14 protein-coding genes are annotated in these 14,398 nt (G+C 57.3%); 11 read left to right on the top strand and 3 right to left on the bottom strand.

Annotated features, from left to right (window positions below; genetic code table 11):
• The first annotated feature begins 178 nt into the window (after positions 1 to 178).
• The 4 genes from RHE_RS10290 (at position 179) to RHE_RS10275 (ending at position 3,354) form a co-directional block, all read left to right on the top strand.
• Entirely contained in the window at positions 179 to 475 is a 297-nt protein-coding gene (locus tag RHE_RS10290) for a hypothetical protein (protein ID WP_011425281.1), read from the top strand.
• 164 nt (positions 476 to 639) lie between these two features.
• Entirely contained in the window at positions 640 to 876 is a 237-nt protein-coding gene (locus RHE_RS10285) for a hypothetical protein (RefSeq protein ID WP_011425280.1), read from the top strand.
• Between the two features lie 271 nt (positions 877 to 1,147).
• Positions 1,148 to 2,899 (top strand): sensor domain-containing diguanylate cyclase, encoded by a 1,752-nt coding sequence (locus tag RHE_RS10280; protein WP_011425279.1) that lies wholly within the window; start codon positions 1,148 to 1,150, stop codon positions 2,897 to 2,899.
• 65 nt (positions 2,900 to 2,964) lie between these two features.
• Positions 2,965 to 3,354, top strand: coding sequence for a hypothetical protein (locus RHE_RS10275; RefSeq protein WP_011425278.1), 390 nt, complete (start codon positions 2,965 to 2,967; stop codon positions 3,352 to 3,354).
• 94 nt (positions 3,355 to 3,448) lie between these two features.
• Here the strand turns inward: RHE_RS10275 and RHE_RS10270 are convergent, their stop codons facing one another.
• From RHE_RS10270 to RHE_RS10260, 3 genes are all read right to left on the bottom strand, one after another.
• Complete coding sequence (locus RHE_RS10270) at positions 3,449 to 3,913, bottom strand: DUF4760 domain-containing protein (protein ID WP_166486904.1); 465 nt, start codon at positions 3,911 to 3,913, stop codon at positions 3,449 to 3,451.
• Between the two features lie 634 nt (positions 3,914 to 4,547).
• The gene (locus RHE_RS10265) at positions 4,548 to 6,500 is read right to left on the bottom strand and encodes a ParB/RepB/Spo0J family partition protein (protein WP_011425276.1); all 1,953 of its coding nucleotides are present in this window, start codon (positions 6,498 to 6,500) and stop codon (positions 4,548 to 4,550) included.
• Between the two features lie 232 nt (positions 6,501 to 6,732).
• Positions 6,733 to 6,909: a hypothetical protein gene (locus tag RHE_RS10260; protein ID WP_166486903.1), complete on the bottom strand. Its 177-nt coding sequence runs from the start codon at positions 6,907 to 6,909 to the stop codon at positions 6,733 to 6,735.
• 125 nt (positions 6,910 to 7,034) lie between these two features.
• Here RHE_RS10260 and RHE_RS33545 point away from each other — a divergent pair, with 125 nt between their 5' ends.
• The 7 genes from RHE_RS33545 (at position 7,035) to RHE_RS10225 (ending at position 14,190) form a co-directional block, all read left to right on the top strand.
• Positions 7,035 to 7,781 (top strand): hypothetical protein, encoded by a 747-nt coding sequence (locus RHE_RS33545; RefSeq protein WP_011425275.1) that lies wholly within the window; start codon positions 7,035 to 7,037, stop codon positions 7,779 to 7,781.
• A gap of 16 nt (positions 7,782 to 7,797) precedes the next feature.
• Complete coding sequence (locus RHE_RS10250) at positions 7,798 to 8,661, top strand: hypothetical protein (protein WP_042118420.1); 864 nt, start codon at positions 7,798 to 7,800, stop codon at positions 8,659 to 8,661.
• Between the two features lie 156 nt (positions 8,662 to 8,817).
• Positions 8,818 to 9,324: a hypothetical protein gene (locus RHE_RS10245; protein WP_011425273.1), complete on the top strand. Its 507-nt coding sequence runs from the start codon at positions 8,818 to 8,820 to the stop codon at positions 9,322 to 9,324.
• Between the two features lie 319 nt (positions 9,325 to 9,643).
• On the top strand, positions 9,644 to 10,657 hold the full coding sequence (locus tag RHE_RS10240; protein ID WP_011425272.1) for an SMODS domain-containing nucleotidyltransferase: 1,014 nt from the start codon (positions 9,644 to 9,646) through the stop codon (positions 10,655 to 10,657).
• Positions 10,654 to 12,342 (top strand): ThiF family adenylyltransferase, encoded by a 1,689-nt coding sequence (locus RHE_RS10235; protein ID WP_011425271.1) that lies wholly within the window; start codon positions 10,654 to 10,656, stop codon positions 12,340 to 12,342. The genes RHE_RS10240 and RHE_RS10235 overlap by 4 nt, the downstream gene beginning before the upstream one ends.
• Entirely contained in the window at positions 12,317 to 12,778 is a 462-nt protein-coding gene (locus RHE_RS10230) for a Mov34/MPN/PAD-1 family protein (RefSeq protein WP_011425270.1), read from the top strand. The genes RHE_RS10235 and RHE_RS10230 overlap by 26 nt, the downstream gene beginning before the upstream one ends.
• Complete coding sequence (locus RHE_RS10225; protein WP_042118415.1) at positions 12,775 to 14,190, top strand: SAVED domain-containing protein; 1,416 nt, start codon at positions 12,775 to 12,777, stop codon at positions 14,188 to 14,190. The genes RHE_RS10230 and RHE_RS10225 overlap by 4 nt, the downstream gene beginning before the upstream one ends.
• The last annotated feature ends 208 nt before the right edge of the window (positions 14,191 to 14,398 follow it).

Genomic DNA, 14,398 nt, shown 5'->3' with positions numbered 1-14,398 from the left:
GTCGCGTCGGGTGCGCGAAAGCTCTCAAAGCTTTATTTGGTCGGCCGAGCTAAACGGAAGGCCCCGCCATTCTTTGCAGGATCCTGCAATTGACCGTCAGCTAACACTTTTGCGAGTAGCAGTTTGGCCGGAATGCAGGTCATGTCTGGTGCGATAGACATTAGAAAAGGAGATAAGAATGCCGGAGAGCCCGTCCTTTACCTTTTATACCTATAGCCTGGTCAACGACCCCTGTGACGATCGCTGGGCCTATACAGGCATCCCAGGCATCTTCTTCGATGACGCAGAAAGTGCGCGCCACGATCTTCTCGAATTGCGACGCGACGTCGAAAGTGAGCCGGGCTGCAAATGGTCGCCCATGCGACTGGAGAAGATCGAAACCCTCCCCATTTCGAAAGCGAGCATCCTGGCGCTGCTGAACAGCGACTTGGGCTCGTTCGTGAAAAGCTACGAGGTAATCGACGTCATCGACTGAACCCGGGACCGGGGCGACGTCGTGCTTTATATGAACAGAGCTCTCCCGCATCTTGACCCTATTACGGAGGGCAGTTTTCCGCTATTGCCAGCAGTATGGGGCGGAATGTCGGTCCTCCTCCAACGCGGGCGACACAAAGCCGCTCCCTCTCTGGGGAGAGCGTCATGTTTCCGTTTGAAATGGTGTCGTTCACAGATGCCGAATTCGATCTCATCACGACGACGGTCGGCCGGTGGGCGCAGCGCAATCATGTGGAGGTCGAAAGCGCACTCGGCGAAGCGGCAATGAAGTATGCCGTCGCACTGGTCAGCCGCGGGCTCAATTCAGATGAGGCGATTGCAGCTCGGCTCAATGAGCTTCTCGGTTCTCGCGAGAAGCCACCTTCAACGAAGAGCGCATGATATCGCTCTTCCATCGTCACGACCTGTTCCCTGCGTTGTGGCGCCATGTCCACGCCTGAGCACTCGGTCCCGTCGCTGAAATGTGATTTCGCGCCCATCCGCTAACGCGCTGGTAAGTGGGAACCTTTAATCATGGCCCAATGCCAATGTCTCTGGAATCAAATCGTTACGGTTTGGAAGGCCGGGGTCAACGAGCGACAAGCTCCGGTCCTTCTTGCCTCGTCAGGATGTGCGGCCGGGACACCAACCGGCGTCAAGAGATCAAGACCGCGTGACCAAAGCACCTCAAAAGAAGACCGAAATTAAATTGCAGGACGCCCGCGAAGAGCTCGAACATCGCATGAGGGTCACGCCGGCGATGCTCCATTCCATTGACGGCCAAGGCCGCCTCATCTCCGTCAGCGACGCCTGGCTGACCAAACTGGGCTATACGCGTGACGAGGTTATCGGCAGGCGCTCGTCCGAATTTCTGACGCCGGAGTCACGGCTTCATGCCGTCACCAACGTGCTGCCCGACTTCTTCAGGACCGGACGCTGTGATGACGTGCAATACCAGATGGTCTGCAAGGACGGTCGGATCGTCGACGTTCAATTATCGGCAGTTTTGGAGTTCGACGAATCGATCCAGGAATCGATCTCCTTGGCCGTGATCACGGACGTAACGGCACTTAAGGCGACGAAGCGGCAACTGGCGGCCAGCGAGGCCCGATACCGCGAACTCGTGGAGAGCCAATCGGAACTTGTGTCGCTGGCACGCGAGGACGGTACGCTCGAGTTCGTCAACCACGCCTATGCTCGCTGTCACGGGAAACGGCCGGAAGACATGGTGGGCGCAAGCCTGTTCGATTTCGTGCCCGAAGACGATTACGCCGAGGTCGCCCGGCACCTGAAGGCCGGCTGCGCGAATGGCGACTGTGTCGACAACGAGAATCGGATCTTGATGCCTGATGGCGAGACGCGCTGGTTTGCCTGGACGAACCGCGCTCTCAAAGACGCCGATGGACGGGTGACGGTCATTCATTCCGTCGGCCGCGATATTCACGAGCGCGTCATGGCCGAGGAACGACTGAGGGAAAGCGAGGCTCGCTATCGTCTGCTCGCCGACCACAGCACCGACATGGTGTTCCAGCTCGATCGCAATCTTGTGCGCCGCTACGTCTCCCCCGCGTGCCGGGAAATTCTGGGGTACGAGCCGGCTGATCTTATCGGAAGATCTCCGGCGGAGTTGATACACCCCGAAGACGAGCCGTTTGTCACGCTCGCGTTTCGAGCCCTGCTCGACGGCACCTCGGAGCGGCGTTCGATAACGAACCGGATCCAGCATCGCGACGGTCATTGGATATGGGCTGAAGCCCAGTTGAAGGCGCTCCGCAACAACCTGACAGGAGATTCCGACGGCATTATCGGAACCTTGAGGGATGTGTCTTCACGAAAGGCGATTGAGGACCAACTCCACCAGGCAAATACGCGTTTGTTGGCTCTGGCGGAACAGGACGACCTGACGGGCCTGTCAAACCGGCGGTGCTTCGATGCCGCTCTTCTGCGCGAGCATAACCACGCGCGCCGGGACAAACGAGCCCTCGCCCTTCTGATGATCGACGTCGACTGGTTCAAGCCATACAATGATCTCTACGGTCATCCGGCCGGTGACGAATGCTTGAAAAGGGTCGGCGCGGTTATCAAAGACGCTGCCAGACGACCCCATGACCTTGCGGCACGGTATGGCGGCGAAGAATTCGTCACTCTTCTTCCCGACACCGACGTCGCGGGAGCGATGATGGTTGCCGAGCGGATCAGGGAAGCTGTCCTCGATCTGAGGATCGAGCATGGCGGCAGTGCCTTCCGGGTTGTCTCGGTGAGCATCGGTGCGATTTCGCTCGACTGGACCGAGCTGAATGACTCCGACAACCTGCTTCATCAAGCGGACCGTGCTGTTTACCAGGCTAAAGGCGCCGGTCGAAACAAGGTGATTTGTTCAGGCGAAGGGGCCGGCAACCGGGTGGCAGGATCCTCGGCCCGTTAGATTGACATGAATTGGGGCCAGGTCCCGAGATCCGATCTATGCTATCTCAATGAAAGGAAATGCGAATGTCAGTGCTTGAATATTTCGAAGGTAAGGGCAAATGGGCGTTTCATCCATGGTCCGGCCTGGGATTATGGGTGGCGGCCGTCGTTCTCTTGGAGATCGTTTGCAGACTGTCCGGTTTCGCGCCGGCTCTCAGCTCGAAACTTGCGTTGGCAGGTGCGGTGATGGCGAGCCTCGGCGTATTCACGATTGCCCGGCCCGTCATTCGCGCTGGCGGTTATAAGTCGTGGCTAGAAAAGAATCGTAAAATCGGCGGAGCGTCCTATCAGCCCACGCCAGAAGAATTGGAAGAAGCCGGTCAGATCGAGAAGGACGCGCTTGCGGTCAATATTGTTGGACCGGCGCTTGCCATTGTTGGGACGATCATGAACGGTGCGAGCGGGTTCTTCTGAATGCTTGCTGCATGAAAGGGTGGTAAGCGAGCGCGAGGAGAGCCAAGCCAATAATGAACCGAGTGTCACCCTATCGATCAGTGGGAAAACAAAATCAAATCTCGAGTCGCACAATCAGCAAGATAATTGCTGCAGCGACGGCAACCTCAAAAAGCCTGAATTGCCGAATGCGTCGCCGAAAGAGCGGCTTGTCATCGCGCTCGACATACTCAATCTTCCCTGGCAACGAGCGATAGCGACAAACTTCAAAGAAAAAGCCCCAAAAGTTTTTGTCGAGGGTCCTCAGATGCGCGGCAAAGAAGGCCGAACTCGCTTTGAAATTCGGGCAGACCTTGAAATACTCCAACAGCATCAAGGTAAAGGGCTTTCGCTTGAAATGAATGCGAATGTAAAGCGCTTCAAAATTCTTATAGATCGTTCCGGAGTTTTTTTCCTGACGAATCTTGTTGATAAAGAGGTGCGAGACCCAGAACAATCGCTCAGTTAAGGTCCTGTACTTCTTATAGAAGTACTCCTCAGAGATATATCCCATGTCGATGTCGATTGCCGCCTTCTCCATAGTCTGGAACAATCCCATATAGCTTGCGAATATCTGTTTTGCTGATCTTCGGGATAATCCGCCTCGATATAGTAGGTACCTTTATCCAGCAAAGTGCTGATTGTCTTAAGGGCACCGAGATATTCTGACCTATCAAGAATACCCAGATAGCTATGGCTATGTTTCGCGCGGTCGCCGTGTATCTGACCACGTCGCGTTGCAAACCATCCAGCCGCTACTGCCAAAAGAGAAACAAGCGCAGGGTATTCTTTAAAAAATTCGAGAAACAAGAGAGGCCCCCAAGAAGAGGGCCTCTCAATACCACGATTATCGTGGCCAAGGAACATCACGCATGGCATGTTCTCCTGTGGAAAAACGATAATACTCGGTGAATCCTGAACGATTCCTTAAGAACATATAGGGAACTCGAGATGCATGGCAAGAGATATCTACATATAAGCTCTTGCGGGGCTGATTGCAGGGGCCCTCCGGCAGACCGGGTGGGTGGGGAGCGCGAGGGAAAGCGGCCACGGGCTCCTCCTCGCCGTTGGCTTGGCCAGGCCGAACCCGGCGGAGATAGGCATCAGGCTCCGCGCCGGGTAGCAAAAAAGCCCGGATGCTGGCCCGGGCTTGGTAGTCGGTATCGCTCAGGGGGCTATACCGAAGCTTCCGGCAAAGCGCCATGCCCTTCGCTGCGCAAGTGCACCGGGAGCCATCCTTTGCCCGCAAGCTGCTTTTCAGCTTCGGCCACCGCCTCGGCTTTTGGGGCCTTCTCGATAACCCGCACCACCTGTGCCGCGCAACCGGCCTCGTCCAGCACCTCCGCAATCCCCGCCTTGCTCAGACGGTTGAGGAATGTGGCGTCCGCCGTCCAGTGGCTCCGCATGTCGAGGCCCACGGCCACGGCCACCTGTTCGGCATTGTCCAGCCGTGTGCGGCTCTGGTCGTGCTTGCCCTTCACGCCATTGAGGTTGGCGGCGGTGACGAACGCCAGCAGTTCCAGCAGCTTGTCGGTGGGCTGGTCGAGCAGCCATGTCCAGAGGTCCGCAGCCGCACCGGGAAGGATGTCACCCCATGCCTCCTTCATCGCCTGCCATGCCGAGAGCGCGCGGGCCTCCCCCGGCTCCTTGATGGACGGGGCAAGCTCACGGCGTTGGCCATTCACTTCCACCGCCGCATCATAGCTCGTGTAGCCGCTGTGGAAGATGCGGCCCACCAACGGATAGAGCAACGCGGCCAGCGCCACCGCAGGACGGTTGGCCAGTTCGACCCGCATGGCGGCGGTGCGGATGGCGGTCAGTTCCTCCACCAGTGCGGCGGAATAGCCCGCTTCCGGCTCCGGGGCAGACGCGGCAGGCACCTCGCCATCCTCTTCATTCCCCGCCTCCCCGCGCCGCAACTGCTCCAACGCCTCGCGGCCCTCGGCCTTCACATAACCTCTGCCCACCTGCACCGCGCCGAACTGGTCGACATAGACCTTGCACCCGGCCAGTGCCTGTTCCCGTGGGTCGTAGGTCTTGGTGCCGCTCTGGATTGCTCTGATGCGCCCTTCGATCTCGGCCAGCCGCATCTTGTCGGCCTCAATCGCCGGGTCGGCTTCTTCATACCCCTCCAACTGCGCCTGCATCTCGTCAAAGCTCTCGCCCAGCGCGGCAAGCTCGGCCTGCTCGTCGTCGGTCAGGTCGCGGGTCTGCGGGTAGATGCGCCCGTAAACGCCGCCATAGGCCACCGAGGCGTCAAGCGAGGTTTCGACCCAGCCCCACCCCTCGATTTTGAGGGGTTCCGCCGCCCGCTCCAAGACCTCCATCGCCAGCCGGACCAGCAACGGCTGGTCGGTGAGGAAGATGCCGCTGTCCTCGTTGAACAGGTCACGCACGATGCCGCCGCCCGCCGCCTCATAAGCTTCCAATCCCACCAGCCGGGCCAGCCGGTCGCTACTGCGCACATGCTCGCGGGTCAGCATCGCCCGCAGGCTGCGCGGGTCGCGGTTATACGAGACCGTCTCGAACCAGACCCGCTCCTGCTCCTCGTGGCTGTCGCTAAGGGCCAGCGCCCGCGCCTGCTCAAGGCTCATGCCATCCTCGCGCAGCACGTCCAGCACCTTCGGGGAGAGGTTGGCAAGCTTCAATCGCTGGCGCACGGTGATGACCGACTGGCCAAACCGCGCCGCGATGCTCTCCGGGGCCATGCCGCCTTCGGCCAAGTCCCGGAAGGCAACTATTTCATCGACGACGTGCATGGCTTCGCGCTGCACATTCTCAGCCAGCGACAGTTCCGTCACGTCCTCCCCGTTGCGCAGGGTACAGGGAATAGGCGCATCCTCCGCCAGCCGCCCCTCCTTGGCGAGCAGCCGCAGCGCCCCAAGGCGGCGCGACCCCGCAATCACCTCGTACCTGCCCTTCTTGCCCTTGCGCACGGTGAGTTTGTGGATGAGGCCGTGGGCCTCGATGCTGTCGGCGAGCTCCGACAGGCCTGCCGTCGCGTTCACGCGCCGCACGTTGCCCGCGCTCGAGACCAGCCGGTTGAGCGCAATGCTCTCATCCTCGTGCTGGATAGTGATGAGGGGATGGACCGCGGCGGTATCCGTGGCAATTGTCATGGTGTTCATAGGTCTTTTCCTTCGATTGGGTTGTCTTGGTGGAACACGGCAGAACCGCGTTCTGCCTCCCGGGGCCGCGCGAGCGGTGGGGATGGAAGGGGGACAACAGTCTTCGCGGGGAACCGGCTGCACGGAACAGAGCGTAGTGGCGTGGAGGAAGCTGGGCGGAAGACCTTGTCGTCGCGGACGGACTGCAGGAATTCCGCACCTTCTGCGGTCAGACGCTCAACCTCAAAACTGGTCATCGAGAGTTGGCGACCCGCGACGACTTCTGGTCGAAGAGGTACATCATGTTGATCCTGATCTCCATCGGATCGGCGCCTTCAAACCGCCCATTCTCGCTCACCAGAGCCTCAGCATAGAATTGATGGGTCGCACCGTCCTGCAGGCTTTCGACCTTAAACAGGAGCGCGCGCATGAGGTCTGGATTCATTTGGGTGTTTTGGCCATTGATAATGCCAACACATCGAAAACTTGTAATCGACGAAAGAACAACATCATAGCGGGAACAGCAACCGGGCGCTGATGGAATTCCACCGATTTATGACAGCCAATCAGTTTCTTACTGAGTTGAAGCCTTTGCGCGCCTTTCGTGGCGAGTTTATCGGCACGGGTCTTCTAGATAGTCTGGAGGCGGCGGGATTGCTTCGCCCCCGACTTCGCATCCGCTATCCCGACCCAATCGCACGCCGTTTCTGGTTGGAGACGCACGACCACATACAATGTCAATTCACGCTGCCGGTTGAACCTGACGGCCCACGGTGGGATGCCGCAGTCGAGCTTTCCAACGGGCTCTACAGGTGGCGAAATTTCATTGCCTATGGCCCCTCGCCTCATCCCTTGGATGATCGGGATCCACGGTTTTCCGAATTTATCCAGCAGCCCAAGGATTTCCTCTTCGAGCCGAGGCTTGCTCGGCGCGTTGACGTCAGCAGCGACGTTTACGACGAGCTCTTCGACGATTGCAATGTCGAGGATTATTATTGCACTTGGCAGGTTCTTCTCGCTGCGGAAGCTGCTGAAGCCGGCATCCATATCAGATTGAACCTGGCGGACGACGACATCGCTCAAGCCGCCAGAGACGCCTTCGCCGCAGGCCGCGTTCCCAGTGGCGCCACCTATTCGTACGATACGAGCAGTGCCCGCGCGGCCGGACAATTTATGGAACACCAGAATGCTTTGGATGCGGTTGTCTGGTTTGCGGAAGAGCGCGCGTGTGTTGCGGTATATCATCAGGGATCATGGTGGGGGACGGTTTCAACTAAGTCCGACAGAAGCGGCAGCATATGAGCAGCAGAGCCAAAACTTGGCACTCGCATCAGCCGCCCGCTTTGGCATCGGCGATGATGAGCTTCTCGCGCTCATACATTTTCTGGCTGAAACCTGGTCAAACTGGCATCGCGACGGCCGCCCGCTGATCGCAGAGGCTTACAAAGCTGTGCTCGAAAAAGCTATCATCCTCACGCGACACACCGAAGGTATGTCGTTTGCACAACTGCGCGAGCGGATTGGCAAGATTGGCGGCTGGTTCAAACCTATATTTGACTTGATCTGGCCCGACTGGGCGGAGGAGGAAAAGGAACGCGTCCGCCTCACGCTGAAAGGCGCAACTCGGTCGAGCAAGCTCAACACGATTGCGGTTACGGATTCCGATATAGAGGCCTTCGTTAATTTCCTTGCCGCTGGAGGGCTTGAAGCATTCTTCTGGAGGCTGAAATCTTTTGAGGACCATGCTTTGCGTGGCAACGAGTTTGCCCGTGAAGGCATGAGAAGCGACATTCAGGGAATGGCCATCGCCGTCGAGCACGTTACGGTGTCGCTTGGCGGAACCGAAACGCAGCTATACGAGAAATTCAAGCAGTTGTGGCGCAATCCCGATGTTCTGCAAATTCTCAAGCGCGGCGATGTTGCGCCCCTGGCCAGAAAAGCTGATCTTGCGAACGATTGGAGCTCCCTCAAAACGAGGATCAAGGCATTGGCCAATGAACCCTCTGGTCAGATCGCGGCCGATCTCGTGATGGCACATCGTATTCGGGGCGGCGTCCACACAAGCCTGCCGGAAGACGATCATTTTGAGCTGGAGGCCCTTTTCATCGGGCTGATGCGGGCTGCACTCTTAACGTTCATAGAAACCCAATCCAATTTGCCGGAAGCTAAACACCCAGCTTAGTCGTTGTTTGGAAATCGATGCCGCCCCAGCGCCACCGGCGCAACATATCGAAAAGCAAAAATCGCCCTCCACGGCATGTGAAATGCTCGTTAAGCGAGAGAATCTTTACATCTTGGGATTAAAGGAACCAATCTGAATACCACATCGAGGGAAGTTATGAGAATCACGACAAACGCAACCACAAAAATGCTTACCAACGCAGTCGTCGGGGAGTTGGTAAAGGTGCTGCAGGATGGTGCGCAGGCATATGGTGTCGTACTTCAAAAAGAGGGCACTTCGCCGCGCGTTGGGTTTTTGGAAGGCACCGACGCCGCATATGGCGTGCTTAAACTGAAAACGTTCTCTTCCGAGGCCACATGCTTGTCGCTGGGAAGAGAATGGGTGCTGGATCCCATCATCTTCTCAAGCTTTGCCCCAGGCAATTGGCGTAAGCTTATTCCAGGGTGCATCTACTGTGATGGCGCCGCACTCAAATTCATGTTGACGGAGCATTCTGAAGGACAGGATATTCCTCGGTGGATTGATCTTCGAACGATGGAAGCAACATCCAAACCGGCTGAGTCTGCTGCTATTATTGTTAAGACGGGAATATGGGAGAACGAGGAGAAATTCGTCAAGTATCCCGGTAATCCGCTTTTCTTGCTTCAAGAAATGACCAAATAATGGGACATCCGCCGGGCCCATAGCCCTGTCAAGATCCTCAGTTAGTCAGCAATCGTTGGCGGGCTGTCCTGCCAACATTATTCAATTTGTACTCGTTGGTCTGATCGCCGGAGTCAACCTGGGTACCCGTGCAATCGTGCTCCCGCTGATACCGAACGCCCGCGCAATCAGCGTTTCCAAAGTCGTGGCGCCAAGATGCAAGTAAAGATGCGCGCGGCGCAACGTGGGGTTGGAAATTCTCGATAACTTCCTATATAGTTGGCGAAGAATTAACCGGCCGTGGAAAGGCCATTAGACTCGACCTAATCTAGAGGTATTGATGGTCCCGAACGCGCGTTTTCTCGAACTCCTCCAAGACATCGAACCCAGCACCACTACGAAAACCAATTCATCAAAAGCCCATACGGGCGTCCGAGATCACCTGAAAGTACAGGACGACTTTAAGACGAAAATCGTGAGGGACTTTCTCTCCGGAAGCTACGCGCGTAACACCTCCATCCGTCCCAAGACGGATGCCGACGGCGTGGTGCGTCCCGACGTCGATATCATCATCGTCACCAACTATACGACGGATGACGAACCTGAGGATGTTCTCAACGATCTTTGCGCCGCTCTCGAGGACGGAGGCGACGGCTACGAGGTCGAGCGCATTAACAAACGGTCCGTCAAGCTGATCACGCCCCTTGCCGAAATGGATGTCGTGCCGGTGATCGAATGGGGAGAGCAATACAAGATTCCGGATCGTGAAACAGGCGAATGGAAGCTGACCGACCCGCCTGGCCATATCAACTGGAGCCGCGATCGGAACAATGATTTCGGCGGTCGCCTTAAGCCGCTTGTCAAGCTGTTCAAGTGGTGGCGCCGCGAAAACAACTCCGGCAAACGCCCCAAGGGCTTCGTGCTTGAAGTGCTAACGGCGCTGCACGCCCCGCAAGACGAAACCCACTACGGTGAAGCCTTCGCCAAAATGCTGGAGAACATCCGTCAGGCATATGCATTCCAGGCCGAAATGGACATCAAGCCTGTCATCCTTGACCCGTCTGTCGCTGGCAGCGACATCCTTGCCAAGGTGTCAATAACGCAGTGGAAGGCATTTATGGACAAGGTGAAAACCTATGCCGACTACGCACGGAAAGCTCAGTCAACCGACAACATGGATGACGCGACGTGGTATTGGCGCAAGGTGTTCGGCAGCCGATTTCCTGCGACCGAAACTGAAAAGGTTGCCAAGGCCAGCAACCTGCTTGAGAAGGCGGCCGCTACGGCGGGTACCTCGTCCTATGTGTTTCCGGATGCCATGGCCGCTCCCACGAAGCCCCGCGGATTTGCATGAGCATCTGGTGGCTTAACAACACCGTCCGCGTTGCCCGGGAAAAAGAAGCGGTAGAGAATCTGGCGACCGAGACAGAGTGGTTCGTTTTGGATCGCTGGGAGATACACGATTACAAGTTTGCGGCTATCGGCTCGATCGTCGCGCACGGCGCCACCTACCCTATCCGTCTCGTTTATCCGGACAACTTTCCGCTCGTGCCTGCCTGGGTGGAGCCGCAAGACCCTGAAGCGAAATGGTCCTATCATCAATACGGCAAAGGCGGTGCGCTTTGTCTCGAGCTGCGCCCCGACAACTGGACGTCCCGCGCTAACGGGGCAGATGTTCTGCGTAGTGCCTATGGCTTGCTCAACCTCGAGAACCCGTTGGGAGATGGGGAGAAGGGCAAGGTTACCTCGGCCCATAATGTCGGTGAGATCCAGAAATATAACTGGGGCGAGTCACCAGTCTTCATCGGGCAGGAATGCCTGACACGTCTATTGAGTGGTGACATTCAAGACGTTAATGCCTTGCGGTGGTCGGCCTCGGACAAGGTTTGGCCCATCTTCCTCAGCGACGCCGTTGACCGCCAGGGTGTTCAACGGCCACCATCGGCGGATCTGAACACTTGGCGGCTTCACGTGCCCGTAGCTCTGGTCAGCGGGAAAGTGCCCGATGGTCTTCCGTCAGAGCGAAGCACCTTCATATCGACCCTATGGGAAAGTTCGCCGGTGGAAGGCGAAGTGAACTTCGTAACCGTGTTCATCGAAGATGATGGCATTAACGTCTTCCATGTGCTGTCGGATAATGCCTATCATCGCAAAGTTTATGTCCTGCCTCCCGAAACGGGCCTGCGCTCCGGTCGCGCACCCTCTGCTCAAGCCAAGAAAGTAGCCGTTGTCGGGGCCGGTTCGGTGGGCTCGAAAGTTGCGGAAATGCTGTTGCGCAGCGGGATTGACACGCTGCGCATCTTCGATGGAGATGTCTTCCTGCCGGGTAATCTGGAGCGCCATGTTCTTGACTGGCGGGATGTCGGATATCACAAGGTCCATGGCCTGAAGCGCCGGCTTCTTCATATCGTTCCAGGCGCCGATATCATGACCATCGACCAGAACTTGAACTGGCAGAAATCTGCCAGAACCAATGCTCTTCATTTCGATCTGATTACGGCCTGCGATATCATCGTGGATGCCTCTGGTGATCCCGCAACATCGATGCTGCTCGGCGCTCTTGCTTTCGAGAACAAGAAGCCATTCGTTTCCGTGGAAGTGTTCGAAGGGGGGATCGGGGCCTTGGTTGCGCCGTCCGTGCCGGAGCGAAATGCCGCTTATACCCTTGGCCGAGAGGCGCTGCTGAACTGGACAGATGAAAAAGGGCGCGTAGTGCCACTTTCGGCCGGCGATAGGGCTTATGAGGCAATCAGCGATGACGGCGATATTATCGTCGCGGATGATGCAGCGATCAGCATGGCCGCCTCGCATGCCGCCCGCGTTGTGCTCGACATTCTTGACGACAAGCTTGACGATTTCCGGTGGTTGCTGATTGGCTTCCGGAAGGAATGGGCCTTTGACATGCACGGCCATGTAATCGCTCTCGATGTCGGTGGTCCGTCGGAGTGGAATAATAATACCGAGGATGCCGACGCCCAGAAATTTGTAATCGAGATTGCCGGAGAATTGCTGGATGTTCTTAAAGCTTTCACCCAGTGAACTGGCAACTCTGACGACTGCCCTCAGGAGCGCAGGCGACAAGGAGATCGGGGGCCAGCTGTTCGGCGAACAGATTGAGCCCTCACATTTCCGCGTATCCACCATGACGATTCAGGCCCGGCGCGGCACTTTCAGCCGGTTCCTGGTCGACATCCTACAGGCCGTACGCGATGCAACACGATTCTTCGACCGGACGCACCACCAATATCGCCGCTACAACTACATCGGCGAGTGGCACAGCCACCCCAGCTTTGAAGTCCGCCCCAGTGGAGTCGACGTCCAGAGCATGAGGGATCTGGTCAGGGATCCGGATTTCAAGGGCAGCTTCGCAGTTTTGATGATCGTGCGCTTGCGCGCCGACAAATTCGAGGCGGGCGCCTGGCTTTTTGATCCACGCGGCTTTGAGCAAAACGTAAAATTGGAAATGGACGCATGACCGACAAGCAGGCCGCACCAACGCTAACCGACGCCAAGGGCATGGGCGGTATAATCGCCCAGGATGGTTTCGAATACCAGATCTGGGACGGACTGGCGCGACTGCCCGCGTGGCTCGGGAATCCCGCGTTCGAAGGGATGATTTTCGAAGGACTGGAGGATCTCGAAGCCCGTTTTTTCGCGCCTCTCGCGCCACATGGTTCTGTAATTGACCGCCACCAGGCCAAATCGGGCGTTCTCAAGCCCGCCGACATCAAGGAGATTGTAGAAGGGTTCTCCCGCTATAATGACAGCTATCCGGGCACCGCACGAACCCACATTCTGGTAACTCCCGTGGTTCCAGCCACGTTGGCATACATGGCGAAAGACCGCGACCGGGTGCGAAAGGCGCGGCCTTTCTATGATCCGTTCACAGAGATCAAGGCACAGTTCGATGCCAAGTTCCGAGCTGACGTAGTCGATCAATATCCAGATCCCCTTGGCGGATTCGTCGTGGATTTCGTCGACTTTGACGAACGCAACATTCCGGACGAAAAGATCGCCCGCAGCCTGTTTGATAGTGCGTTCCATGAGGCGTTTCCCGCCTTAGACCTCAAGGCCAGCCAGCTTCGGAAAGTCTTCGATGATCTTCTCGCAATGGCCAAGGCAAACCACAATATCGGCAGTTTTCTGACCCGATCGGCCTTGATCCAGTGCATTGAAACAGCCATGGGCGGCGACCTGCCTTTGCCACCGATTGCGCTGCATATTCTCTCCGACCGGAGGGAGAGCAATCCGTCGATGCTGGAACTGGATGCCAGCGCGTTTTCGGCCGGTGCCGCCAGCACGGCAGATTGGCAGCAAGGTCTCCTAACCCCCCTCCAGCGAACGGCCACCTGGCTCAAGCAACAGGGGGCTGCGCGTCTAATTGTGCAGGGATCCTATCGCCTGTCGGCGGGCTTCGCTCTCGGATGGTCGTTTCGATCGGCCACCGGCTTCGATATAGATATCGTGACCCGTGACGGCGTATGGGCAACGGACGATCGCCCCCAGGCCGACGCCACCTACGCCCAATGGGACGTGTCGGATCCTCAGCTGGCTGCAGGTGATGTGCTGACCGTGAGCATTGGAATCCTTCGGGACCCTTTCGGCGATCTGGTGGCATCCGGCATCCCTGCCGAAAAGATCCAGCGCTTCCACCTCTCGGTGCCGGTTACATCGGCTAAAGAGATGCAAGCAATTGTAGGGCAGCTCAAAAGGCACGTCTCCGACCTTGCGGCAAAACTTCAGATAAAGAAACTCCGGCTCTATTATGCTGGTCCCGCTCAGTTCGCGGTCGCGCTGGGCCACCGCTGGAATGCAATGCCGGAAACTGCGCTCCACGAGTTCAACGCTGAAACCCGAGATTACGTCGCTACTCTGACCTTAAAATAGCTTCGAGCGGCGAGTGTTGGAGCAGATCGTGCGGTAAACACTTCCAACGTCCGGATCGGACCTTTCGCCAGCTACCATAAGGATTTGGTAGTGCGGTGAACCGGCACCAGGTCCATCAGGCGGCCTGCGATCGGGGCGTTATTAAGAAGATAAACGCGTCGCGACGTTTGATTCCACGCCTGATTGGGAACGCAAAATTCGCTACATG

This window comes from Rhizobium etli CFN 42, assembly GCF_000092045.1.
Taxonomy (GTDB): Bacteria; Pseudomonadota; Alphaproteobacteria; order Rhizobiales; family Rhizobiaceae; genus Rhizobium; species Rhizobium etli.
The sequence above is the reverse complement of the archived record's forward strand: the minus strand, read 5'-3'. Positions and strand labels throughout refer to the sequence as shown.